The following is a 23,085-nucleotide window of genomic DNA, read 5'->3' on the forward strand; positions in this document are numbered from 1 at the left end:
CGAAGTGATGGATGGCCTGGGCGTTCCGGTCCTTCTGGTATTCCTCCTGATCCTGTTCAACGCCGTGTTCACCGGCAGCGAGATGGCCCTCATCTCGCTCCGCGAGGGTCAGGTGCAGCGCCTGGAACGGGAGTCCCGGTCCGGCCGGGTACTGGCCCGCCTGACCCGCGACTCCAACCGGTTCCTGGCCACCATCCAGATCGGCATCACCCTCGGCGGGCTGCTCGCCTCGGCGGTGGCCACCACGACCTTCAAGGATCCGGTGGCCGCACATCTCGGTTTCCTCGGTTTCGCGGCGGACGGCGTCGCCACCTTCCTGACCACTCTGGTGCTGACCTTCGTGACCCTGGTCCTCGGCGAGCTGGCGCCGAAACGGATCGCCATGCAGCGGGCCGAGGGCTGGGCGATGCTCGTGGCCCGGCCGCTCGACGTGCTGTCGAACATCTCCCGCCCGGCCGTCTGGCTGCTCGGGAAATCCACCGACGGGGTGGTCCGGCTGGCCGGTGTCGACCCGCACGCCCAGCGCGAGGAGGTCACCACCGAGGAGATCCGCGACCTGGTCGCCGCCCAGCAGGAGTTCTCCGCCGAGCAACGGACCATCATCTCCGGCGCATTCGGGATCGCCGACCGGATCCTGCGGGAGATCCTGGTGCCCCGCCGCGACGTGCTCTCGCTGCCCAGCGGCCGATCGGCGGCCGAGGCGCTGCGTGCGCTGATCGACGGCGGGCACTCCCGGGCGCCGGTGATCGGCCCGGCCGGGCTGGACGACGTGATCGGCGTGGTCCACCTGCGTGACCTGGTCGGTGCGGAGGGCCCGGTCGACGACCTGGCCCGGCCACCGCTGTTCCTGCCGGAGACACTGCGGGTCACCGACGCGCTCAAACAGTTGCGCGCCGAACGCCAGCCCCTGGCCCTGGTCGTCGACGAGCGTGGCGCCATCGAAGGCATCGTCACCATCGAGGATCTGGTCGAGGAGATCGTCGGCGAGATCTACGACGAGACCGACCGGGACGTGGCGGCCACCGTGCGCGAACCCGACGGCGCCCTGCTCATGCCCGGCTCGTTCCCCATCCACGACCTGCCGGACGTCGGCTTCCACGGGCACCATCAGGATGAGGGCGACTACACCACGGTCGCCGGGATGGTGCTGGCCAAGCTGGGGCACATCCCCACCGAGCCGGGGGAGGTGGTGACCCTGCCCGAGTTCACCGCCGAGGTGACCCAGGTGACGGGCCGGGCCATCACCGAGGTCCGGGTCCGTGCTCATCCCGCGGAGAACGACTGACGATCTGTGCGACTCCGGCGGCGGTTCCGGGAATAGGCTGCCGTCCATGACAGAGTCGTCGAACGCCTACGAATACCTGGACAACGTGGACCCCCGGGAGCAGGCCCGGCTCGCCGCGGTGCGCCGTTACCGTCTGGTCGACCAGCCGGTGGAGGACGCGTACGACCGGATCGCCTTCGTGGCCGGCGCCCTCTTCGGCACGCCGATCGCCACCGTCTCCCTGGTCGAGCAGGACCGGGTGTGGCTGGCCGCCTGCCAGGGCCTGACCGGCGTCCGTGAGGTCGGCAAGGAGCCCGGCCTGTGCGCTTCGGTGATCGCCCAGGACGACGTCTATGTGATCAACAACGCCGCCGTGGACCCGCGCACCCTGGAGCACCCCCTGGTCCGGGGCGAGCTTGGCCTGCGGTTCTACGCCGCCGCGCCGATCCGCACCCACGACGGTTACCGCCTCGGCACCGTCAACGTGATCGACAGCGTGCCTCGGGAGGCCGGCGCACGCCAGCTGACCGCACTCCAGCACCTGGCCTCGATCGTCGCCGACGAGCTGGAGCTGCGCCTCATGGTGATCCGCAGCGCGGCCGCCGAACAACGCATGCGGGAAACCGTGAACTGATCACGCCGACTGGGTACTCGTACGGCATGATCTGGAATTTCCTTCGCAGAATGATCCTTACCGCGATCCTCGTCCCGCTCGGCGTGGCGGGCGCCCGCAAGCTCGGTGATGTCGTGGAACGCCGCCGTGGCCCGAACAACCGGGCTTCACGCTGGCTTCGGCAGGGCGCCGACACCGCACAGACGATCTTCGGCCGGAAGAAGCGGCGCCGTTTCGGCTTCCGCTGAGCGCTGGTTTCGGGTGGCCCCCGGATCGGGTAACGGCGGCGGCATGCGAACCCCCCGCACGATCGCCGTCGTTGCCCACCAGCGCAAGACCCTCGGTGGCGGCCTCGACGAGCTGCGCCGGCTGCTGACCGGCCGCGACGTCGAGCAGCTGCTCTGGTACGAGGTGCCCAAGAGCCGCAAGGCGCCGAAGAAGGTCCGCAAGGCCCTCCGCGAGGGTGTGGACCTGCTCGTCGTCTGGGGTGGCGACGGGATGGTCCAGCGCACCCTCGACGTCCTCGCGAGCGAGAAGGGCGGCGCGAAGACCCCGGTCGCGATCATGCCGGCCGGCACCGGCAATCTGCTCGCCGGCAACCTGGGCATCCCCACCGATCTGGAGAGGGCCGTCGACATCGCCTTCACCGGCGAGCGGCGCCGATTCGACCTGGGCCGGCTCGCCGGTGAGCACTTCGCGGTGATGGCCGGCGTCGGCTTCGACGGCGCGATGATCAAGGACGCCGACGGGGCGCTCAAGGACCGGCTCGGCAAGCTCGCCTATGTCTGGACCGGGCTGCGGCACGTCAACGGCGAGGCGCCGCACGCGACGATCCGGGTCGACGGCACCGACTGGTTCGACGGCGAGGCCAGCTGCGTTCTGATCGGCAACGTCGGCACCATCACCGGCGGCATCCGGGCCTTCGACGACGCGGCCCCCGACGACGGCTGGCTCGACGTCGGCGTCGCCACCGCGCAGAACGCCGTCCAGTGGGCGCGCGCCCTCGGCACCATGGCGGTCAGCCGCTCCGACCACTCGCCGTTCGTCCGGACCACCCGGGCCCGCCGGATCGACGTCACGCTGGCCTCGAAACTGGAGTACGAGCTGGACGGCGGCGCCCGCGCCAAGACGAAGAAGTTCACCGCCGAGGTGGTGCCCGGGGCGGTGCAGATCTGCGTCCCGAAGCCATCCTGAGCGGGTTCACCACCGTCTCCGGTGGTGAACCACCCAGGATCGCGACAGCGGCTAGCTGATCTGCTGCCACCAGCCGTCGACGGGCGGCGGGTTGTCGACGTCGACCCGCTCACCCGGCCGCGGCACGGCCAGCGCGACGTCGCGCGCCTTCGCCTCCCGCCAGGTCCGGTCGGCCGGCTCCGGCCAGTCGTGCAGCGCCAGGTTGAACGTCGCCCAGTGCACCGGGATCAGCAGCCCGCCCCGCACGTCGACGTGGGTCGCCACACCGTCCTCCGGCGTCATGTGGATGTCCGGCCAGCCGTCGCCGTAGGCGCCCACCTGCACCAGTGTGGCGTCGAACGGGCCGTGCTCCGCCCCGATGGCCGCGAAACCCGGGAAGTAGCCGGTGTCGCCGGAGTAGAACACCTTCCGCGTCGGGCCCTTGATCACCCAGCTGGCCCAGAGTGTCTCGTCACGGGTCAGGCCACGACCGGAGAAGTGCCGGGCCGGCGTCGCCACGAACTCCACCCCGGCGACGGTGGCCCGCTCGTCCCAGTCCAGCTCGACGATCCGGCCGACCGGCACGCCCCAGCGCTCCAGGTGCGCGCCCACCCCCAGCGGGACCAGGAATTTCGCGGCCTGCAGGTCGGCCAGCGTCTGGATCGTCGCCATGTCCAGGTGGTCGTAGTGGTCGTGGGAGATCACCACGGCGTCGATCGGCGGCAGGTCGCGCAGCGCCACCGGCGGCTCGTGCAGCCGCCGCGGGCCCGCCAGCCGGGACGGGGAACAGCGGTCGCTCCACACCGGGTCGAGCAGGACCCGGCGGCCCTCGATCTCGATCAGGGCGGACGAGTGCCCGTACCACGTGATGTGAAGTCCCTGCGCGTCGCCGCCCGGAGCCGGCGTGATCAGCGGAACCGGAAGATGCGGCCGCCGTGCCTCCCGGCCGGTGGCCGCGGCCACCGCGAGCCGGGGCATGGACGCCGCGACGATCTCGGTCGCCGGAACAGTGTTGCGGAACTTGCCGCCGGAATACTGCGGCGACGATTCGACCCGGGATCGGCGGGAACCGGAGGCCCGGGCGCCCAGTTGTGCGGGAATGTCGCGTGCGGCCCACACCGCCGCGGCGGCCAGCGCCAGAGCCATCACGGTACGCGTTCGTTTCGCCATGGTCTCCAGTCTGACCCGCCCCGGTTCGTCACGGCCAGCGTGGCCCTCAGCATTGCCTCAGCAAGTGACCGGTATGACACACTCGCGCGGTGACGCAAGACACCCTTCAGCAGCAGACTCACCTCATCGTGCGTCAGCGCATCCGCCTCATGGTCAACCAATATGAGGTCCACGCCGTCTCCCCGACCGGAGACGAAGCCGGCATCCTCGCGTTCGCTCAGCAGAAGCGGCTCGCGTTCAAGGAGCAGGTGACCCTCTACACCGACGACACCAAGCAGTACCCGGTGCTCGGTTTCAAGGCCCGCCAGGTCATCGACCTCGGGGCCACGTACGACGTGTTCGACGCGAACGGGCAGCCCATCGGCCTGTTCCGGAAGAACTTCGCGGCCTCCCTGCTGCGTTCCAGCTGGATCGTCGAGCAGCCCGGCTACGGTGAGATCGCCGGGCAGGAGCGCAACCCGTGGGTCGCGGTGCTGCGGCGGTTCATCGACTACCTGTCGTGGCTGCCGTACCACTTCGACTTCACCATCCAGGGCCGCCCGGCCTTCTCGGTGGTGCGCAAGTGGGGGCTGCGGGACACGTACCAGGTCAGCATCTACGACCAGTACCTGGACCGCCGGCTCGTGGTGGCGATGGCCGTCGCGCTGGACGCTCTGCAGAGTCGGTAGATTCTGCGGGCATGGACGATCCACGTGCCCAGCGCCTCTTCGGTGACAGTCTGGTAGCTCCCGGAGATCTGGCGCAGAGCCCGTTCCGCGTCGACCGGGACCGGATCGTCAGTTCACCGTTCCTGGCCCGCCTCGCCGGGGTCACCCAGGTGATCAGCCCCGGCGGGGCGGGACTGCTCGTGCACAACCGGCTCACCCACAGCCTCAAGGTGGCCCAGGTGGGCCGGGCCGTCGCCGAGCGCCTCCAGGCTGGTGCTCCCGATCTGGCGGAGAAACTCGGCGGCTGCGACCCCGACGTCGTCGAGGCCGCGGCTCTCGCCCACGACCTCGGTCACCCGCCGTTCGGGCACCTCGGCGAACGGGTCCTCGACCGGCTCGCCCGGCACCGGCTCGGGCTGCCCGACGGCTTCGAGGGCAACGCCCAGTCGTACCGGATCGTCACCAGCACCGAGATCGGCGGCCAGGCCACCATCGGGCTCAACCTGACCAACGCGGTCCGGGCCGCCATCCTGAAATACCCGTGGACCCGGCTCAACCACCCCGACCCGCACCCCCGCTACATGGACCCGCCCCCGCGCGGCGCCGCTGTCGTCCCCGACGACCCGGACGGCGGGTCCCTCAAGTTCGGCGCCTACTCCACCGAGATCGCCGACGTCCGCGCCGCCCGGGCCCCGTTCGCCGGCCGGGTCGCCGACTGGCAGCAGACCGTCGAGGCCTCCGTGATGGACGCGGCCGACGACATCGCCTACGCCATCCACGACCTGGAGGACGTGCACCGCGTCGGTGTCCTCCAGCAGGGCCTCGTCGCCACCGAGTTGATGGCCTGGCAGCGCTGGGGCAGCGAGTCCGACCTCACCCGGGCCGGCGGTGCCATCGAGTCGTTGCGCCGTCAGCTGCGCCGCAAGGAGGACTGGATCGCCGACGACGAGGCGTTCGCCGACGCCGTCGAACTCGTCCGCGCCGAACTCGTCGACGGCCTCCTCGCCCGGCCCTTCGACGGCTCACTGGAGGCCGAGGCCCGGGTCGCCGCCTTCTCCGCCAACTGGACCCGCCGCCTCGTCGACGCCGTCGAACTCGTCGGCCAGCCGGCGATCCGCAGCAGCCACGCCCAGCTCAGCCGCGCCCAATGGCACGAGGTGCAGATCCTCAAGTTCGTCCAGAACCGGTTCGTCCTCGAACGCCCCGACCTCGCCCTCCACCAGCGTGGCCAGGCCCGCCTGCTGGCTTCCCTCGTCGGAGCCCTGATCGCCTGGATCACCGACCCCGACGAGGCCCAGCGCCTCCCACGCCGCCTCCGCGACCTGGTCGAACTCGCCGAGAACGAACTCCCCGACGCCACCCCCGACCGCCTCTCCCGGGCCCGGGGCCGCGCGGTCGTCGACTTCGTCGCCGGCCTCACCGACAGCCAGGCGGTCGGCCTGATGGAGGCGTTGTCGGGCCGCTCCCGGCAGCTGTGGACGGACGCTTTCGTTCTCTGACCCCTTCCTTGTACGGCCGGACCGCCCCCACCACAGCCGACGCCACGGGAGGGGTGGATTGCGGTTGTGGGAGGCGGACGGCGTACCGCGAAGGGTTGATCGTGGTCAGATCAGGAAGCCGCCGCCGGCGTGGAGGTTCCCGCCGGTGATCCAGGCGGAGTCGGGGCCGGCCAGGAAGGCGATGACCGCGGCCACGTCGGCGGGGGTGCCGAGGCGCTGGAGGGCGGTGACGGCGGCGGCCTGTTCGAGGCCTTCGGGGGTGTTGACCGAGCGCAGCATCTCGGTGTCGGTGGCGCCGGGGGAGACGGTGTTGACGGTGATGCGGCGGGGGCCGAGTTCCCGGGCGGCGATCTTGGTGATCTGTTCGAGGGCGGCCTTGCTCGCGCTGTAGAGGGCGCCGCCGGGTGCCGGGACGGCGGTGTTGATGCTGGAGATGTTGATGATCCGGCCGCCGTCGCGGAGCAGCGGGATAGCCGCCTTCAGGGCAAATGTCGGAAACTTCGTGTTCGTTGTGAGTATCCGGTCGAAGTCCTCGGGAGTGATCTCGGCGATCGGCCTGGCGAAGGCCACCGCCGCGTTGTTGACCAGGATGTCCAGGCCGTCGCGGACCGGTTCGAAGATCGCCGGGAGGGTGCCGAGGTCGGCCTGGTCGCAGCGGACCGCCTCGGCGCCGGTCTCGGCGTTCAGCGACCGGGCCGCGTCCTCCGCCGAGTGGTAGGTGAACACGACCCGGGCACCGTCCGCGGCCAGGCGCTGGACGACCGCCCGCCCGATTCCGCGGGAGCCGCCGGTGACGAGCGCGGTCTTTCCGGTGAGAGAAAGAGTCATACCCGTCGATGCTACGAGAATCGGCGGTGCTGAAGGGGGGCGTCGGCCTCAGGCGGGCCGGGGGCGGGGGGACGGGATCAGGCGGAGGGCGGCCGGGGCGTGGGCCGGGACCGCCGGAGACCGGGGTGCGATCGGGTCGAGGCGCTGGTAGGCGGTCCCGACGGCCGGGCGTACGTCGGTCTCGCCCTTGTTCGGCCAGAGGGCGATGGCCCGTTCGGCGAGGGCGGTGATCGTCAGGGACGGGTTGACGCCGAGGTTCGCCGGGACCGCCGAACCGTCGATGACGTGCAGCCCGGGATAGCCGTAGACCCGGTGGTAGGCGTCGACGACCCCGGTGGACGGCGAGTCCCCGATGGTGGCGCCGCCGAGGATGTGTGCGGTCAGTGGGATGTTGAAGATGTCGCCGACGGTGCCGCCGGGGTATCCGCCGATCCGGTCGGCGATCCGGCGGACCGCCTCGTGGCCGACCGGGATCCAGGTCGGGTTGGCCCTGCCGTGGCCGGGTGAGGTGGTGAGCCGTCCGGTACGCGTGCGCCGCACCGTCAGCGAGTTGTCGACCGTCTGCATGACCAGGGCGATGATGGTCCGTTCACTCCACCGGCGTACCGACAGGGAGTGGCCGAGGACGACCGGATGCCGTAGCGCCTGCCACAGGAACCGCAGCGGTCGCGGCACCCGCCCGCCTCCGTCGACGAGGATGGTGGACAGCAGCCCCATGGCGTTGCTGCGCGGCCCGTAGCGGACGGGTTCGATGTGGGTGTCGGCGTCCGGGTGGAACGACGACGTGATCGCGATGCCCTGGGAGAACGGCTGCGCCGGCACGTCCTTGGTGGCCGCGCCGAGCAGGGCCTCGGAGTTGGTCCGGGTCAGCTGCCCGAGGGAGCCGGAGAGGGCCGGCAGCACCCCGCGGTCCTTCATCGCGTGCAGGAGCCGCTGGGTGCCGAGCGCCCCGGCGGAGAGGATGACCTGCCCGGCGGTGAAGTTCCCGCGCCGGGTCTCGATCCGCCAGCCGTCCCCGTCCGGGCGCAGGGTGGTGACCTCGGTGTCCGGGTGGACCGTGACACCGGCGCGTTCGGCCAGGTAGAGGTAGTTGACGTCGAGCCGGTTCTTGGCGCCGACCCGGCATCCGATCATGCAGTTGCCGCACTCGACGCAGCCGGTGCGGTCCGGTCCGGCTCCGCCGAAGTACGGGTCGGGCACGGTCTTGCCGGGCTCACCGAAGAAGACCCCGACGGGGGTACGCCGGAACGTGTGCCCGACTCCCATGTCCTGGGCGACCTGCTCGATGACGACGTCCGACGACGTCATGGTGGGTTGTTCGACGACGCCGAGCATCCGGGACGCCTGGTCGTAGAAGGGTGCCAGCTCGGCGGACCAGTCGGTGATGCCGGACCAGTGCGGGTCGGCGAAGAACGGCGCGGGCGGCACGTAGAGGGTGTTGGCGTAGACGAGCGATCCTCCGCCGACGCCGGCCGCGGACAGCACCATGATGTCCTTGAGCAGGGTGATCCGCTGCATGCCGCGCATGCCGAGTCTGGGTGCCCAGAGGAAGTTGCGCAGGTCCCAGGAGGTCTTGGGCAGGGTGTCGGGGGTGAACCGGCGGCCGGCCTCGAGCACGGCGACCCGGTATCCCTTCTCCGCCAGCCGCAGAGCGCTGACGCTGCCACCGAAGCCGCTGCCCACGATCACGATGTCGAAGTGCGTCATCGTGTCACCTAAGCATTACCGGCCAGTAACCGGAAGGGTCAGCGTCGATAGATCCTGATCGAATACCCTACGTGGTCTATCTCCTGAGATGTGGCGATCATCTGTTTCAGCCGGGGTCCGGCGAGCGCCACCCGGGAGTCGGAGACGACGAGCAGGCCGTGGATCTCGTCGAGCGGCACCGAGTACGGATCCCGCGCCTGGATCCCGTAGTAGGCCGGCACCCCGGAACCCTTGTAGACCAGCCAGATCTGCTCGCCCGGATACCTCGTCCGCAGATGCTGCCCGAGCCGGGCCAGGTCCTGACCCCAGTCGACGTTCGCGTCGTGCAGGTTGAGGTGGGTCTGCGCGGTGCCGCCGAACGCCTCGTTGGAGTAAGGCAGATAGAACGGATATGTCCGGACCGAGCTGGTGGCGACCCAGAGGACGAGCAGGGCCGCGGCGACCCGGGAGGCCCTCCAGCGGATCAACGCGACCGCCCCGGCCGCGACGGCCAGGAACAGATGCAGGTGGATCGCGTAACGGGTGCCGTAGTTGCGCGCCCCGGTCATCGTGACCAGCAGCAGCACCACCGAGACCGGCAGCAGGTAGAGCACCGCCGCCCGCAGCCGCGGCACCATCAGCATGGTGAAGAGCCCACCGAACCAGAGCGCCAGCATCCCGAGCGGCGTCTTGATCAGGATCGCGACCGGCATGTAATACCACGGCGACCCCTTGTAGGACTCGCCCAGCAGGAAGCCGTTGAACAGCCGGTTCTCGAATTTGAACTGCACCAGCATGCCGTCGGTGTAGGCCTGCGGGAACGGCAGCAGGTCCACCGCGAGACGCTTGAGGCCCCGCACGTCGGGCAGGTTCGGCGGGGTGGTCCAGCGCAGCCGCGGATCCACCACGAGATAGACGAACCACACCACGGCCACCGCGATCACCCCGGCGCCCAGTGCCGCTCCGGCGGCGATCAGCAGGCGGCGCTTCCGGTCATCGGTCCGGGCCCGCCAGGCGGACCATCCGGCGAGCAGGACCAGCAGTGGTACGGCCGGAAGCACGCTCATGCGAGTGGCGAGGGCCGCCCCGAGAGCCGCCCCCGCGACCGGTACCCAGAGTGTCGGGCGGGTCCGTGCGCGCCAGGCCGCCCAGAAGGCGGTGAGCAGCATCCCGGCGGCCGGCACGTCCAGGGTGGCCAGCGAGCCGTGCGCGATCACGTCGGGGGAGAAGCTGTACATCGCCAGGGCGATCAGCCCTCCCCACGCCCCGGCCAGGTCACGGGCGAAGAGGAGCACCACCACCCCGAAGAGCAGGGTGAGCAGGATCACCGGCAGCCGGGCCAGCAGCATCAGGTGGAACGGGTTGTTGCCGGACTCGTACAGCAGGTGCCGGCCGAGCCGGGTCTGGTTGCCGCGGTAGGCCGGGTCCAGCTCGGCGCCGGCGAACGCGGTCCCGGCCGCGATGATCAGCTTGCCGAGGGGCGGATGCTCCGGGTTGTAGCGCAGGCTGTGCTGCTGCCGGTAGACCTCGGCGGTGGCCACGTAGACCGGCTCGTCGATGGTCGGCGACTGCTGGATCGCGGTGGTCACCATGGCGAACGCCATCTGCCCCAGCATCGCCACGACCGCCAGGATGTAGATCAAGCGGCGTCGTGGCATCGGGCCAATCTAGCGGGGGCCGGGTCAGACGCCCACTGTGCGGGTCGCCACCAGTCCGCGGGCCGCGTCGCCGGTCACCGACGGTATCTCCAGCGCCCACCCTCCGGTGAAACAGCCGTCCCGGCCGATGCTCATCCCGTCGAGGCGCCGCCGCTGGGCCGCGCAGTACGCCTTGGCGCACGCGTCACCCGGCAGTGCCAGCTGGGCGGTGTGCAGCACGCAACCGCCGTCGCCGTCGGCACCGCCGGAGTGGACCGCGAAGTGCACGTGCGGCCAGTGCCCGGCCTGGGCCTCGGGGAAGACGCTGCCGAACGACACCCAGCCGGACGCGTCGGCGACCTGCCTGCCGGCCGGCCCGTGGGCGCCGCACTGCCAGAGGCTGACCGTGCAGCCGCCGCGCGGGCGCCCCGAGTTCGCGCTCACCAGCCGCAGCTTGACGGTGAGGGAGACGCCGAGGGAGGGCTCTGTCATGGCCGTCTCTTCGCCCGCGATCGGCGGACGCTGAGATCTTTCCGATGGCGGAAAGGGAGCACCCCGGAGCCGGGGCGCCGGGGGTGCTCGATGAACGGTGACCTCAGACCGAGGAGGGGACGCGCTCCGCCTCGTACTCGTCGAAGGCGGCCTTGGCGGCGGCCAGCTTGCCCGTGAACTGCTGGCATGCCCGGAACAGCTTGTAGATCAGGAACAACTCGAAGGCGAGCAGGGCGGTCCCGGCCACGATGGTGACCGGGAAGATCAGGCCGGTGATCGGGGCGATGATGAAGACGAACATCTCGTACTCGATGCCGCTGAACAGGTGCGTGCGGATCCGGTTGCGGCGCAGGGTCTCGCCGATCCGGCTCTTGAGCGAGCCGCCACCGGCCGGGGCCGGCTCCGGCATCTCGTCGGCCGGCTCCGCCATCTCGGCGGCGTCGGCGTCGGTGCCGGCCGCGAGCGGGAGACGGTACGCGTTGATCTGGTCCCGCATGGTGCGGCGGACCTTCGTCATCTGGGCACTGTTCAGGTACCGGAACAGGTCCAGGAAGATCGCCATGGCCATCAGCCACAGGTACGCGACGTCGTCGGTCCGCACGAACTGGCCGCCGAACAGGGCGAGCGCGATGAAGAAGACCCGGACCCGGTCGAGCACGAAGTCGAGCCACTGCCCGAACATCGTGCCGGTCCCGTTCAGCCGCGCGATCTTGCCGTCCATGCAGTCGACGACGAAGCTGATGTGGAACAGGATGCCGCCGGCGACGAGCGCCCACCGCTCCCCGGTTGCGAAACATGCTGCCGCGCCGAACCCGAAGATCGACGCGATGAGAGTCAGTACGTTGGGCGTGATCCATCGGTAGGGCGCGACAAGACGCACCAGTCGTGACGCCAGTGGGTCGACCAGAAGCACGGTCCACCACGCGTCGACCGGCTTGTAGGTCCGTTCCCGGATCTCCTGCAAGGTCACCTTCACGCGCGGCACTTTAGACCTTAATCCTCTGAAAACGCTATGTGGCCCGCCGGTGAACCAGGGTTACTACCAGGGGTAATTCCGATCACGGCGGGAAGTAGTCGAAATGAACTACCGTGCCCGAAACTCTACGCGGAGTTCGGCGCCGACGTCGTGGAGGTGGCGCAGAGCCTGCCGGTAGGACTCGATCAGCCCGGTCATCTCGTAGGGCACCCCGATCTCGGCGCAGTAGTCCCGCACGATCGGCTGGGCCAGGCGCAGGTTCGGTGTCGGCATGGCCGGGAACAGGTGGTGCTCGATCTGGTAGTTCAGCCCGCCGAGCGCCGCGTCCACGAATCGCCCGCCCCGGACGTTCCGCGACGTCAGGACCTGCTTGCGCAGGAAGTCCTCGGTGCCGTCGGGGTGCGGCATGCCCTTGTGGTTCGGGGCGAAGGTCAGGCCCAGGTAGACGCCGAACAGTGCCTGGTGCACGACGAGGAACGCCAGCGCCTGGAGCGGCGACAGGACCAGGAGCAGCGCGGCGGCGTACCCGATGAAGTGGATCGTCAGAAGTGCGGCCTCCAGGCCGCGTCGTTTGATCCCACCGCCGGCCAGCGCCCGCACGCTGTCCCGTTTGAGGGACACCCCCAGAAGAGTGAGAAGCGGGAAGAACAGCCACGCCTGGTGCCGGACCACGAAACCCTTGCCCCGGGCCTGCTCGCGGGACCAGACCAGGACGTCCGGGCCGACGTCCGGGTCCAGGTCGTCGTGGTTCGGGTTGGCGTGGTGCTTGGTGTGCTTGTCCATCCAGTAGCCGTAGGACATGCCGATCGCCAGGTTCCCGGCGATCCGGCCGGCCCGCGCGCTGGGCTGGTTGGTGCGGAACACCTGGCGGTGCGCGAGGTCGTGCGCCACCAGCGCCGTCTGGGCGAACACCACGGCCAGGAACACCGCCACGGCGAGCGTCCACCAGGAGGCGCCGACCAGGACGAAGGCGGTCCACCCACCGATCAGGGCGAGGGACACCAGACCGAGGCGTACGGCGTAGTAGGCGGGCCGGCGGTTCAGGAGGCCGGCCGCGTTGATCCGGCGATTGAGCTCGGCGAAGTCGCTTCCCGTGGTCCGCGTCCCTGCTGCTGTCGTCGTCATGCCTCCAGCGAACAGCCTCGATGATCTCCGGTCAGGAGGGCCAGGCCACCGAAGGGTGGTAGGGCTGGCACTACCGACACGGTGGTGCCAGTGACACAGGATGAGTGTCATGGACTCCCGTGACTGGATGCGCGACGGTGTCCGCGCTCTCGGCGGCGGGCTGCTCGCCGTACCCCTCGCCGTGCTGAACTTCCCACTGTTCGCGCTGTTCGTGGCCGGTCTGGTGCTGACCCCGGTGCTCGGCATCGGCCTGCTCCTGCTGCCCCTGGTGACCCTGCTGATCCGGATGCGCGCCGACGTGTCCCGCCGGCTCGCCGCCGGACGGGGCGTGACCATCGTCCGGCCGTACCGTCCCCGTCCGGAACGGGTGGTGTTCGGCAGCCTGCGGTACTACCACTGGGTGATCACCGATCCGGCGACCTGGCGGGACGTCGCCTGGCTGCTGCCCGGCGCGGCGGCCGGCCTGGTGCTGGGTGTGCTGACGCTGGCCCTGCCGGCCTACGGGCTGGAGGGCATCCTGCTCGTCCCGCTGTGGGTCTGGCTCGGCACCGGTGAGTACGGCTACGGCGCGATCTGGCCGATCGAGTCGCTCGGCGACGGCTTCCTGTCACTGCCGCAGGGTGTGCTGATCCTGCTGATCGGGCTCGCGGCCGCGCCGTACCCGCGCCGTGCCGAGGCCCTGTTCCACCGCCTGTTCCTCGCCCCGACCCGGGCCGCCGAGCTGCGCCTGCGGGTCAGCCGGCTGACCGTGACCCGGGCCGACACGGTCGACGCCCAGGCCGCCGAGTTGCGCCGGATCGAGCGTGACCTGCACGACGGTGCGCAGGCCCGGCTGGTCTCGCTGGGCATGACGATCGGGCTGGCCGAGGAGATCGTCGACGCCGACCCGGCCACCGCCCGCAAGCTGCTCGCCGAGGCACGGGAGACCAGTTCGGCGGCCCTGGTCGAGCTGCGTCACCTGGTCCGCGGCATCCATCCGCCGGTGCTCGCCGAGCGCGGCCTGGAGGGTGCGGTCCGCGCGCTGGCGATGGCCCTGCCGATGCCGGTCACGGTGACCACCGAGGTGCCGGGCCGGCTGGACACGCCGGTCGAGTCGGCCGCCTACTTCGCGGTGGCCGAGGCGATGGCCAACGCGGTCCGGCACAGCGCGGCCCGCAACGGTGCCGTGGAGCTGTGGCACACCGGGGAGACGCTGGTCATGCGGGTCAGCGACGACGGCCGGGGCGGAGCCGACCCGTCGGCCGGCACCGGCCTGCAAGGCATCGAACGCCGTCTTGCCGCCTTCGATGGCACGATGAGCCTGTCCAGCCCGCCGGGCGGACCGACCGTCGTGACCATGGAGCTGCCGTGCGCGTTGTCCTCGCCGAAGACCTCGCCCTCCTCCGGGACGGCCTGACCCGGCTGCTGGAGGCGTTCGACTTCCAGGTGGTGGCCGCCGTCGACAACGGGCCGTCCCTGCTCCCGGCCCTGATCGAGCACCGGCCGGACGTGGCGGTGGTGGATGTGCGATTGCCACCCACCTTCACCGACGAGGGTCTCCAGGCGGCGATCGAGGCCCGGCGCACGGTGCCGGGGCTGCCGGTGCTCGTGCTCTCCCAGCACGTCGAGCCGCTCTACGCCCGGGAGCTGCTGACCGACCGCGCGGGCGGGGTCGGTTACCTGCTGAAGGACCGGGTCGCCAACGTGGCCCAGTTCGTCGACGCGGTGCGCCGGGTGGCCGCCGGTGGTACCGCGATGGACCCGGAGGTCGTCTCGCAGCTGCTGGCCCGCCGTTCGTCGCCGCTGTCCGCCCTGACCGGGCGGGAGCGTGAGGTGCTCGCGCTGATGGCCGAGGGCCGGTCCAACGGGGCGATCGCCACCAAGCTGTTCGTCGGGGAGAAGGCGGTCAGCAAGCACATCAGCAGCATCTTCACCAAGTTGGCGCTGCCGCCGTCGGACGACGACCATCGCCGGGTCCTGGCCGTGCTGACCTACCTGAACGTGTGACGCCCGGCCGTGTGATCCGGCCGGACGCCACGTTCGCTCAGGCCTTGGGTCTCGCGATCCGGTTGTCCCGGCCGGACGCCACGTTCGCTCAGGCCTTGAGTCTCGCGATCCGGCCGTCCCGGCCGGAGGCCCAGCAGGAGCCGTCGCCGGTGCACTCCACCGCGTCGAAGCTCCCGGTGTCGAAACGCCGCCAGGTGACGCCGCCGTCCCAGGAGACGTCGCTGCCGGTCGGGCCGACGGCCAGCGCGGTACGCCCACGCCACCACGCCACCCCGGACCGGTACTCGCCGGGCACCTTCTTCGACACGGTCCAGTGCCGCCCGCTGTCCCGGGTGACCGCCGAACCGTCCGGCGCGGACGTCTCCGCGGCGTAGTCGCCGCCGACCGCGATGCCGTGCGCCGGATCGCGGAACGCCAGCGAATAGATGCCCGCGCTGGGGCCGCTCGGCACCGGTGAATCGGTCACCGACCAGGTCCATCCGCCGTCCTTGGACGCGAAGACCCGGGCCGTGGCGTCGCCGCCGGTGGCGAACCAGGCGTGCCGCCCGGCCGAGACCAGACACGTGCCGCTGGCCGCGAAGGCGAACTCGCCGGGCAGCGCGTCCGGCATGCCGCCGGTGGGCCGCACCTGCCAGCTCCGGCCGCCGTCGCGGGTGGCCAGGATCCGGAACCTCCCGCCGACCGGGTCGGACAGGGCCAGCCCGTGCCGCCGGTCGAGGAAGGTCAGGCAGTCGTAGAAGGCGGCCGGCTCGTCGTTGCGGAACGTCTCGGTCCAGGAGGCGCCACCGTCCGAGGTGGAGTAGATCCGGGAGTCCGGGCCGTTGCCGATGGTCAGGGCCACCGCGTGCCGGGCGTCGAACGCCTCGATGTCGCGGAACTGGAGCCCGGCGGCCTCGGGTGGGCCGACCGACGCCCAGGTCCGCCCGCCGTCGACGGTCCGCAGCACTGTCCCGGCGGAGCCGGCCGCCCACGCGACGGTCTTGCTGACCGGGGCCAGACCGCGGAACCGTGCGGTCGAGCCGGTGTCGGTGAGCTGCCAGGACAGTCCGGGGCCCGGGGTGAATCCGGTGCCGGCGGTCACGACGAGGGCGAGCACTGCTATGGACAGTTTTCGATGCAACGTCATGCCGGGGAACCTACCGTGTCACGGGATGGATCTCGATGGGCTCGGCAGCGGGGCCGGCGTCGAGCCCTCGTCGGCCAGGAGGCGCCCGGCCAGGAGGCCGCACCCCAGGATCAGCACCGCGGCGATGATGGCCACCAGGCCCTGCGTGACCGGCCGGGGCTCGCGTCCCGGCAACCGTCGGTACCCGCTCAGTGCATCACTCATCACCGGCCCCCTTTTCGGCGCTCCCCACCTTCGATTCTCAACGGAGCAGGGGCGTCGACGGGCATCACTCGTTCCGGGTCAGCCGAACAAACGGGCCGATCGGGCATCAGCCGTCGAGCAGTGCCCGCAGCCGGATGCTGTCCGCCGTCGTCCAGCCCGGCGGCGGTGCGAGAGCGGCCCACCCGTCGACCGTCTCCGACCGGTACGAGTGCCCGTGCCCCGTCGGCACCTGGTTGGAGAAGACCATGTCGCAGCTGATCTGCCAGAACGTGATGCCCGGGTACCAGTGCATGTCGGGGGTGACGTCCGGCGCCCGCTGCCCGATCAGCCACTGTGGTTTCTGCCAGAGCAGGTCCCAGCTCCACCAGACCACCGGATCGGTCGCGTTCTGCAGGTAGACCACCCGTGGCCGGGGGCCGGCCAGGTCACGCAGCTCAGCCGCGTCGTCGGCGAACTCCACCGGCAGATCCGGATAGGTCGGGTCCCAGATCGGGCTGCCCGGGGCCCGGCCGAGGGTGAGTGCCCGATGTGTCGGGTTCGCGAAGGTCGGCCCCAGTAGCAGCGCCCCGTCCGCCCCGTCGACCAGGCGCTCCGGCGTGCCGAAGGTCATCTCCATCCCGTACGTCCCGAGGCTCTCGCCGAACAGCAGCAGCCGTGGTCGTGTCCCGGCCGGCATCATGGCCCACCGGGCCCGGACCGCGCCGATCAGCGCCTCGGCCGCGTCGGCCACCTCGGACCGGTCGCCCATGAAGGCGAAGAAGCTCGGGAGATACGAGTACTGCATGGACACCAGGGCGGTGTCCCCCGCGTACATGTACTCCAGGGAGCGGGGGACCCGGTTGTCGATCCAGCCGGTGCCGGTCGGGGTGATCACGGCGACCACCGCCCGGTCGAACGCCCCGGTCCGGTCCATCTCCTTCACCACCAGCGCGGCCCGCTCGTGGAGGGTCTCCGCGGAGGTGAGGCCGGCGTAGACCCGGATCGGTTCCTGTGCGGGGCGTCCGGCGAACGTGCTCAGCTCCTCGACCTTGGGTGTCCCGGCCACGAACGCCCGGCCCTGGCGGCCCAGCGAGTCCCACGCGACGAGCGATCGCGGGCCGCCGGAGCGCAGGGTGGACGCCGGGACGGTGACGCCGTTGCCGGTCCCGCTGTTCTCCACGGCGGCGAGGCGGTCGACGGTGGTGAACAGGTTGGCGATCAGCAGATTGTCGAAGGCGGAGTACGCCAGGACGGCCACCACCAGGGTGCCGGCGCAGTAGGCGGCGCGCTGCGGGACGACCCGCCGGAGCAGGAGCGCGCACCCGTACGTCGACAGGCGCAGCAGCCGGGCGATCAGCAGCAGCATGCCGAAGGTGAGCAGACTGGCCCCGACGGTCCGGGCCACGTCGTACTCCGGGACCGGCTGCATCCCCAGACGAACCCGCAGGTCACGCTGCCAGCGGGTGCCGAGCCAGAGGAAGATCACGACCATCACCGGGATGACCGCCGCCAGCATGGCCCAGGCGATCAGAACCGTCCGGCGGTGGAACGGGCCGTGCAGCCGCCGGGCGAGCGCACCCACGGCGGCACCGAGCGCGTAGCCCATCGACGCGGTGATGCCGGCGACCACACCCTGGAGGAACCAGGCTCGCGGCAGCAGTGACGGGGTGAACGAGAGACAGTAGAAGACGGCGGCGAGGCCGACGCCGGTCACGCTGAGGCTGGACCGGACGATCCGCCTGCGGGCCGGCGGTGCCGGCCGGGTGAGGGAGGCCTCCTCGAGAGGCCGCCGGGGAGAGGGAATCCGGGAGCGGAGCGCCGCCGACCACCCGGGCGGGGACGCAACGACCTTTCTGAGCATCCGGTGCTCCGTTTCGTCGGGCCGGGTCCCACACCGGGTGTCACGACATCGACCCGATGCGTTGCTTCTCCATCATCGTGGTCGATCCCGCCGAGCGCCGCCTCATTTCCCTCGGGGTATTCCCTGGTTTATTGCCCAGGGTTCATTCACTCCGGGCCTCTCCTGCCGATGACATGCGGTGAGGAGGAACTCAATGCGGCTGCGTAACTGGATCGCGGTGCTGGTCAGTGTGTTATTGCTGGCCGGGGCCGGTGTCGCCGGCATCCTGGTGAACCGCTCGACCGTTCAGGCGGTGGAGAGGGTGCACCGGACCGACACCACCGCGCTCGGCGACAACAACGCTGAGCTCACCGGTCAGCTCCAGTACTACTCCACGGTCGAGCTGGGCAAGATCGGCGCACTGCTCGCCTCCACGGGTCAGGGCCTTACACCGGTCCAGGCGAAGGCGGCGCTCGCCACCGCGGCGAAGAAGACCAACACCTTCCAGTACGGACTGATGATCACCGATGTGAATCGGAACGTCCTGCTGGTGAGCGGTGACTCGGCGCTGCCGGCCACCGACGACGCGGGCTGGCAGCAGATGTGGGCGCAACTCGACACCGCGGCGGCCACCGACGCCACCACCGACGACTACGGCTTCTCCAGCGTCATGCAGGTGGCCGGCGGTGACGCCGCCAAACCCGACTCCTACGTGGCCGCGGTGGCCGTGCCGTACAAGCGCGACGGTGTCATGGCCGGTTACCTGGTCGGGCTGAACCACATCTCGTCCACCTCCCTGCAGGGTTACATGCGGGAGCTGAAGAGCGACTACCACCGCACGACGATCGTCGACACCAACGGCCGGGTCGGCGCGGCCAGCCTGGACGAGGTGCTCGGCACCACCGTCAACTCGGCGATCCTGCAGAACCGGAGCGGGACCTCGGCGTTCGTCGAGTACGTCGAGGGCGAGGAGAAGATGATCGCCGTGGTGATCGACATCGATCACAGCGGCTGGTACTACATCCGGACCCAGACCAAGGCGTCCTTCGACGGTGTCATCTACAACCGCAGCCAGACGCTCAACCTGACCCTGCTCGCGATGCTCGTGATCGGAGTCGTGGGCATCACCCTGCTCGGCTACCGGACCCAGATCACCCGGCGCCGTGCCGACGAGCGGTTCCAGGCGCTCTTCCAGCACGCCCCGGACCTGGTGTCGGTGCTCGACGGCGGCGGCCGGATCATCTTCAGCAGCCCGAGCACCACCTCCATCCTCGGCTTCAAGGCCGGTTCCCTGGCCGGGCACAGCGTCTTCGACGTGGTCCACCACGAGGACCAGCCACAGATGCGGGAGAAGCTGGGCGCGCTGCTCGCCGACCCGGACGGGGTGATGCGCCTGCAGTGCCGGGTCCGGACCGCCGACGGCCAGTTCCGCTGGTTCGACTTCACCGCCTCCAACCAGATGGCCAACCCGTCGCTGAACGGCGTGGTCATCAACGCCCGGGACATCTCGGAGAACCGGGCGTTCCAGGAGCGGCTGGAGCACGAGGCCCAGCACGACCCGCTGACCGGCCTGCCGAACCGCCGGCGGATGCAGGACAAGCTCAACTCGACGTTGCGGGCCGACGCGGTGGCCGTGCTCTTCGTCGACCTGAACGGGTTCAAGCCGGTCAACGACCGGCACGGGCACGAGGTCGGTGACGAGCTCCTGCGCCAGGTGGCCGACCGGCTCAGCGCCTGCGTGCGTACCGAGGACGTGCTGTCCCGGGTGGGTGGTGACGAGTTCGTCATCCTGATGCCCGGCACGGTGGCGCCCGACGACGCGATCTCGATGGCGGGCCGCGTACGGTACGTCCTGGAGCTGCCGTTCCGGATCGACGGGCACGAGATCGGCATCGGCGCGAGCGTCGGGGTGCACCTGGCCCCGGCCGCGACCGACCCGGACGAGGCCCTGCGCGCCGCCGACCACGCCATGTACGAGATCAAGCACTCCACCCGGATTCCGGAAGGGGTGACCGTCAGGGTGGGCCGGCACCGTGCGGCGGACTAAACTTCGTGCACGCAAGGTGCATTAAGTTCCGACCGAAACGGTGGTGACCGCGGTGTCCAAGGTGTTCTCCCGGCGGGATCTCGACTTCCTGCTCTACGAATGGCTCGACGCCGAGGCGCTGACCGCCCGGGAGCGGTTCGCCGAGCACTCCCGGGAGACGTTCGACGCCTTCCTGGACGTGTCCCAGCAGATCGCCGAGCGTGACTTCGCCCCGCACAACCGCACCGGCGATCTGAACGAGCCGACCTTCGACGGCGAGCGGGTGACGATCATCCCGGAGGTCGGCCGGGCTCTGACGGTGTTCGCCGAGTCCGGCCTGATCGCGGCCGGCATGGACGCCGAGCACGGTGGCCTGCAGCTGCCGCACGTGCTCCAGCGCGCCTGTTTCCTCTGGTTCCAGGCCGCCAACACCGGCACCTCGGCGTACGCGATGCTCACCTCCGGCAACGCCCACCTGCTCCTGACGCACGGCACCGAGGACCAGATCCGGCGTTACGTCCACCCGATGCTGGAGGGCCGCTTCACCGGCACCATGTGCCTCTCCGAACCGCAGGCCGGGTCCTCGCTGAGCGACGTGGCGACCAGGGCGGTCCGGCAGGACGACGGCACCTACCGGATCAACGGCGGCAAGATGTGGATCTCCGGTGGCGACCACGAGCTGAGCGAGAACATCATCCACCTCGTCCTGGCCCGGGTCGCCGGAGCGCCGGCCGGGGTCAAGGGCCTGTCGCTGTTCATCGTGCCGAAGAAGAGCCTGGAGACCGGCGAGCGCAACGGCGTCGTGCTGGCCGGTCTCAACCACAAGATGGGCTACCGCGGCACCACCAACACGGTGCTGGCCTTCGACGACGCGGCCGGTGAGCTGGTCGGCGAGGAGGGCCGCGGCCTGCAGTACATGTTCCACATGATGAACGAGGCGCGGATCGGCGTCGGTTCCGGCGCTGTCGCCCTCGGCTACACGGGCTACCTGCACGCGCTGGCCTACGCCCGGGAGCGTCAGCAGGGCCGGCCGATCGGTGACAAGGACCCCACGGCGCCTCCGGTCCCGATCGTCGAGCACCCCGACGTCCGCCGCATGCTGCTCGCCTCCAAGTCGTACGTCGAAGGGGGTCTCGCTCTCGTCCTCTATGCGGCGAAGCTGCTGGACGAGCCCTCGGCGGAGAACGACCTGCTGCTGGACACGCTGACGCCGATCGTGAAGGCCTGGCCGTCGCAGTGGTGCCGCCTCGCCGACGACCACGCCATCCAGGTCCACGGCGGCTACGGCTACACCCGGGAGTATCCGGTGGAGCAGTTCTACCGGGACAACCGCCTCAATTCGATCCACGAGGGCACCGACGGCATCCAGGCCCTCGACCTGCTCGGCCGCAAGGTCACGCAGAAGGGCGGCGCCGGGCTGGGGCTGCTGCTCGACCGGATCCGGGCCACCGCCGCACGGACTCCCGAGCTGGGCGTCCCCGTCACCGAAGCCGCCGACCGGCTCGCCGCGACCACCGCCAAGCTGTGGGCCGATCCGTCGACGGCGCTGGTCAACGCCACGGCATATCTGGACGCCGCCGGCCACCTGGTGATCGCCTGGCTCTGGCTGGAGCAACTGCTCGCCGCCGAGGGCAAAGAGGGCGCCTTCTACGACGGAAAACGCCTGGCCGCCCGGTACTTCGTGACTCACGAGCTGCCCCGGATCGGGCCGATGCTGGACCTGCTCGACTCGGGTGACACGCTGCTTCGGGACATGGACGACGCCTGGTTGGGCTAGGTTCGACGGCATGGCCGCTCAAGCCACGACCGTCGAAGTCGGCGACTACGAGGTCCGGGTCTCCAACCCGGACCGCGTCTACTTCCCGGAGCTCGGTGCCACGAAGCTCGACCTGGTCGAGTACTACCTGGCGGTGAGTGACGGGATCGTCCGCGCGCTGCGCGAGCGACCCTGCATGCTGCACCGGTTCCCGTCCGGCCTGTCCGGCGAGAAGGTGCATCAGAAACGGGTGCCCAACGGTGCTCCGCCGTGGCTGGAGACGGTGCGGGTGACGTTCCCGCGCTACCACCGGCACGCCGACGAGCTGTGCGTGACGAAACCGGCCGACGTGATCTGGGCCGTGCAGATGTCCACCGTGGAGTTCCATCCGTGGAACTCGCGCCGTGCCGACACCGAGCGCCCCGACGAGTGGCGGATCGACCTGGACCCGATGCCGGACTGCCCGTTCGGCACGGTCCAGCGGGTGGTCCCGGTCGTCCGGGAGGTCCTCGGCGAGCTCGGCATGACCGGTTACCCGAAGACCTCCGGTGGCAGGGGCCTGCACGTGTACGTGCGGATCCGTCCCGACTGGGGTTTCTCCGAGGTGCGGCGTGCCGCGCTCGCCTTCGCCCGCGAGGTCGAGCGGCGCGCCCCCGAGGACGTGACGACCGCCTGGTGGCGCCGCGACCGCGACCCGTCCGCGCTGTTCATCGACTACAACCAGAACGCGCGGGACCACACGATAGCCAGCGCCTACTCGGTGCGCGGCGTCCCCGGGGCCACCGTCTCCACCCCGGTCACCTGGGATGAGATTCACGATCTGGACCCCAGGGACTTCACCATTCGTACGGTGCCCGAGCGCTTCGCCCGTCTCGGTGACCTGCACGCCGCCATCGACGACGAGGCGTACTCGCTGGAGACCCTGCTGGAGTGGGCCGCCCGCGACGAGAAGGCGGGCCTGGAGGCCCCTGACGAGAATTCCTCCGACTGACCGGGAACCGATCACCGGCCTGCCGCGTGTACCGGGCATGGCGGTCTCGACAACGATGCTCGGCGCG

At 70.5% G+C, this 23,085-nt stretch carries 21 protein-coding genes; 11 read left to right on the top strand and 10 right to left on the bottom strand.

Going from position 1 to position 23,085, the window contains the following annotated elements; translation table 11 throughout:
* The first annotated feature begins 7 nt into the window (after window positions 1-7).
* Genes ACFO0C_RS24605 through ACFO0C_RS24620 form a run of 4 tightly spaced genes read left to right on the top strand, consistent with a single transcriptional unit; the run spans window position 8 to window position 3,071 of the window.
* A complete protein-coding gene (locus ACFO0C_RS24605) occupies window positions 8-1,285 on the top strand; it encodes a hemolysin family protein (RefSeq protein WP_378068999.1) in 1,278 nt (425 codons plus the stop codon).
* A gap of 46 nt (window positions 1,286-1,331) precedes the next feature.
* On the top strand, window positions 1,332-1,898 hold the full coding sequence (locus ACFO0C_RS24610; protein ID WP_378069000.1) for a GAF domain-containing protein: 567 nt from the start codon (window positions 1,332-1,334) through the stop codon (window positions 1,896-1,898).
* A gap of 50 nt (window positions 1,899-1,948) precedes the next feature.
* Window positions 1,949-2,125: a hypothetical protein gene (locus tag ACFO0C_RS24615; RefSeq protein WP_378069001.1), complete on the top strand. Its 177-nt coding sequence runs from the start codon at window positions 1,949-1,951 to the stop codon at window positions 2,123-2,125.
* A gap of 43 nt (window positions 2,126-2,168) precedes the next feature.
* Window positions 2,169-3,071, top strand: a complete 903-nt coding sequence (locus ACFO0C_RS24620; protein ID WP_378069002.1) for a diacylglycerol/lipid kinase family protein — start codon at window positions 2,169-2,171, stop codon at window positions 3,069-3,071.
* A gap of 51 nt (window positions 3,072-3,122) precedes the next feature.
* On the opposite strand, the gene ACFO0C_RS24625 is transcribed toward ACFO0C_RS24620, so the two are convergent.
* Window positions 3,123-4,220: an MBL fold metallo-hydrolase gene (locus ACFO0C_RS24625; protein WP_378069003.1), complete on the bottom strand. Its 1,098-nt coding sequence runs from the start codon at window positions 4,218-4,220 to the stop codon at window positions 3,123-3,125.
* 89 nt (window positions 4,221-4,309) lie between these two features.
* Here ACFO0C_RS24625 and ACFO0C_RS24630 point away from each other — a divergent pair, with 89 nt between their 5' ends.
* Window positions 4,310-4,888: a hypothetical protein gene (locus ACFO0C_RS24630; RefSeq protein WP_378069004.1), complete on the top strand. Its 579-nt coding sequence runs from the start codon at window positions 4,310-4,312 to the stop codon at window positions 4,886-4,888.
* An 11-nt stretch (window positions 4,889-4,899) separates the two neighbouring features.
* Entirely contained in the window at window positions 4,900-6,366 is a 1,467-nt protein-coding gene (locus tag ACFO0C_RS24635; protein WP_378069005.1) for a deoxyguanosinetriphosphate triphosphohydrolase family protein, read from the top strand.
* 105 nt (window positions 6,367-6,471) lie between these two features.
* Here ACFO0C_RS24635 and ACFO0C_RS24640 read toward each other — a convergent pair whose 3' ends face one another.
* The 6 genes from ACFO0C_RS24640 to ACFO0C_RS24665 all read right to left on the bottom strand — a co-directional run bounded on the left by ACFO0C_RS24640 (window position 6,472) and on the right by ACFO0C_RS24665 (window position 13,110).
* A complete protein-coding gene (locus ACFO0C_RS24640) occupies window positions 6,472-7,194 on the bottom strand; it encodes an SDR family NAD(P)-dependent oxidoreductase (RefSeq protein ID WP_378069006.1) in 723 nt (240 codons plus the stop codon).
* A 48-nt stretch (window positions 7,195-7,242) separates the two neighbouring features.
* Window positions 7,243-8,901: a GMC oxidoreductase gene (locus ACFO0C_RS24645; RefSeq protein WP_378069007.1), complete on the bottom strand. Its 1,659-nt coding sequence runs from the start codon at window positions 8,899-8,901 to the stop codon at window positions 7,243-7,245.
* Between the two features lie 38 nt (window positions 8,902-8,939).
* Entirely contained in the window at window positions 8,940-10,538 is a 1,599-nt protein-coding gene (locus ACFO0C_RS24650; RefSeq protein ID WP_378069008.1) for a phospholipid carrier-dependent glycosyltransferase, read from the bottom strand.
* A gap of 24 nt (window positions 10,539-10,562) precedes the next feature.
* A complete protein-coding gene (locus ACFO0C_RS24655; RefSeq protein WP_378069009.1) occupies window positions 10,563-11,009 on the bottom strand; it encodes a hypothetical protein in 447 nt (148 codons plus the stop codon).
* A gap of 103 nt (window positions 11,010-11,112) precedes the next feature.
* Window positions 11,113-11,985 carry a CDP-alcohol phosphatidyltransferase family protein gene (locus ACFO0C_RS24660; protein WP_378069010.1) on the bottom strand — a complete coding sequence of 291 codons (873 nt, stop codon included), beginning with the start codon at window positions 11,983-11,985 and terminating at the stop codon, window positions 11,113-11,115.
* A 108-nt stretch (window positions 11,986-12,093) separates the two neighbouring features.
* Window positions 12,094-13,110 carry a fatty acid desaturase family protein gene (locus ACFO0C_RS24665; protein WP_378069011.1) on the bottom strand — a complete coding sequence of 339 codons (1,017 nt, stop codon included), beginning with the start codon at window positions 13,108-13,110 and terminating at the stop codon, window positions 12,094-12,096.
* A 109-nt stretch (window positions 13,111-13,219) separates the two neighbouring features.
* Here ACFO0C_RS24665 and ACFO0C_RS24670 point away from each other — a divergent pair, with 109 nt between their 5' ends.
* Window positions 13,220-14,506, top strand: a complete 1,287-nt coding sequence (locus ACFO0C_RS24670) for a sensor histidine kinase (RefSeq protein WP_378069012.1) — start codon at window positions 13,220-13,222, stop codon at window positions 14,504-14,506.
* The gene (locus tag ACFO0C_RS24675; protein ID WP_378069013.1) at window positions 14,458-15,096 is read left to right on the top strand and encodes a response regulator; all 639 of its coding nucleotides are present in this window, start codon (window positions 14,458-14,460) and stop codon (window positions 15,094-15,096) included. Before ACFO0C_RS24670 ends, ACFO0C_RS24675 begins: the two co-directional genes overlap by 49 nt.
* 88 nt (window positions 15,097-15,184) lie before the next feature.
* On the opposite strand, the gene ACFO0C_RS24680 is transcribed toward ACFO0C_RS24675, so the two are convergent.
* From ACFO0C_RS24680 to ACFO0C_RS24690, 3 genes are all read right to left on the bottom strand, one after another.
* On the bottom strand, window positions 15,185-16,222 hold the full coding sequence (locus ACFO0C_RS24680) for a WD40/YVTN/BNR-like repeat-containing protein (protein WP_378069014.1): 1,038 nt from the start codon (window positions 16,220-16,222) through the stop codon (window positions 15,185-15,187).
* An 18-nt stretch (window positions 16,223-16,240) separates the two neighbouring features.
* Complete coding sequence (locus ACFO0C_RS24685; protein WP_378069015.1) at window positions 16,241-16,426, bottom strand: hypothetical protein; 186 nt, start codon at window positions 16,424-16,426, stop codon at window positions 16,241-16,243.
* Between the two features lie 106 nt (window positions 16,427-16,532).
* Window positions 16,533-18,266 (bottom strand): alpha/beta hydrolase, encoded by a 1,734-nt coding sequence (locus ACFO0C_RS24690; protein ID WP_378069016.1) that lies wholly within the window; start codon window positions 18,264-18,266, stop codon window positions 16,533-16,535.
* Between the two features lie 193 nt (window positions 18,267-18,459).
* On the opposite strand from ACFO0C_RS24690, the gene ACFO0C_RS24695 reads away from it, so the two are divergent.
* Genes ACFO0C_RS24695 through ligD form a run of 3 tightly spaced genes read left to right on the top strand, consistent with a single transcriptional unit; the run spans window position 18,460 to window position 23,018 of the window.
* The gene (locus ACFO0C_RS24695; protein ID WP_378069017.1) at window positions 18,460-20,292 is read left to right on the top strand and encodes a diguanylate cyclase domain-containing protein; all 1,833 of its coding nucleotides are present in this window, start codon (window positions 18,460-18,462) and stop codon (window positions 20,290-20,292) included.
* Window positions 20,293-20,344: 52 nt separating this feature from the next.
* Window positions 20,345-22,048 (top strand): acyl-CoA dehydrogenase, encoded by a 1,704-nt coding sequence (locus ACFO0C_RS24700; protein ID WP_378069018.1) that lies wholly within the window; start codon window positions 20,345-20,347, stop codon window positions 22,046-22,048.
* Between the two features lie 10 nt (window positions 22,049-22,058).
* Window positions 22,059-23,018: a non-homologous end-joining DNA ligase gene (ligD, locus tag ACFO0C_RS24705; RefSeq protein ID WP_378069019.1), complete on the top strand. Its 960-nt coding sequence runs from the start codon at window positions 22,059-22,061 to the stop codon at window positions 23,016-23,018.
* Window positions 23,019-23,085 lie beyond the last annotated feature (67 nt).

Origin of the sequence: Actinoplanes subglobosus (assembly GCF_042650585.1) — a bacterium.
Classification (GTDB): domain Bacteria; phylum Actinomycetota; class Actinomycetes; order Mycobacteriales; family Micromonosporaceae; genus Actinoplanes; species Actinoplanes subglobosus.

Coding starts and splice junctions, on each gene's coding strand:
- ACFO0C_RS24680 (WP_378069014.1), bottom strand. CDS start 16,222: ATGACGTTGCATCGAAAACTGTCCATAGCAGTGCTCGCCCTCGTCGTG.
- ACFO0C_RS24695 (WP_378069017.1), top strand. CDS start 18,460: ATGCGGCTGCGTAACTGGATCGCGGTGCTGGTCAGTGTGTTATTGCTG.
- ACFO0C_RS24640 (WP_378069006.1), bottom strand. CDS start 7,194: ATGACTCTTTCTCTCACCGGAAAGACCGCGCTCGTCACCGGCGGCTCC.
- ACFO0C_RS24690 (WP_378069016.1), bottom strand. CDS start 18,266: ATGCTCAGAAAGGTCGTTGCGTCCCCGCCCGGGTGGTCGGCGGCGCTC.
- ACFO0C_RS24620 (WP_378069002.1), top strand. CDS start 2,169: ATGCGAACCCCCCGCACGATCGCCGTCGTTGCCCACCAGCGCAAGACC.
- ACFO0C_RS24625 (WP_378069003.1), bottom strand. CDS start 4,220: ATGGCGAAACGAACGCGTACCGTGATGGCTCTGGCGCTGGCCGCCGCG.
- ligD (WP_378069019.1), top strand. CDS start 22,059: ATGGCCGCTCAAGCCACGACCGTCGAAGTCGGCGACTACGAGGTCCGG.
- ACFO0C_RS24650 (WP_378069008.1), bottom strand. CDS start 10,538: ATGCCACGACGCCGCTTGATCTACATCCTGGCGGTCGTGGCGATGCTG.
- ACFO0C_RS24685 (WP_378069015.1), bottom strand. CDS start 16,426: ATGAGTGATGCACTGAGCGGGTACCGACGGTTGCCGGGACGCGAGCCC.
- ACFO0C_RS24655 (WP_378069009.1), bottom strand. CDS start 11,009: ATGACAGAGCCCTCCCTCGGCGTCTCCCTCACCGTCAAGCTGCGGCTG.
- ACFO0C_RS24645 (WP_378069007.1), bottom strand. CDS start 8,901: ATGACGCACTTCGACATCGTGATCGTGGGCAGCGGCTTCGGTGGCAGC.
- ACFO0C_RS24605 (WP_378068999.1), top strand. CDS start 8: ATGGATGGCCTGGGCGTTCCGGTCCTTCTGGTATTCCTCCTGATCCTG.
- ACFO0C_RS24610 (WP_378069000.1), top strand. CDS start 1,332: ATGACAGAGTCGTCGAACGCCTACGAATACCTGGACAACGTGGACCCC.
- ACFO0C_RS24665 (WP_378069011.1), bottom strand. CDS start 13,110: ATGACGACGACAGCAGCAGGGACGCGGACCACGGGAAGCGACTTCGCC.
- ACFO0C_RS24670 (WP_378069012.1), top strand. CDS start 13,220: ATGGACTCCCGTGACTGGATGCGCGACGGTGTCCGCGCTCTCGGCGGC.
- ACFO0C_RS24615 (WP_378069001.1), top strand. CDS start 1,949: ATGATCCTTACCGCGATCCTCGTCCCGCTCGGCGTGGCGGGCGCCCGC.
- ACFO0C_RS24635 (WP_378069005.1), top strand. CDS start 4,900: ATGGACGATCCACGTGCCCAGCGCCTCTTCGGTGACAGTCTGGTAGCT.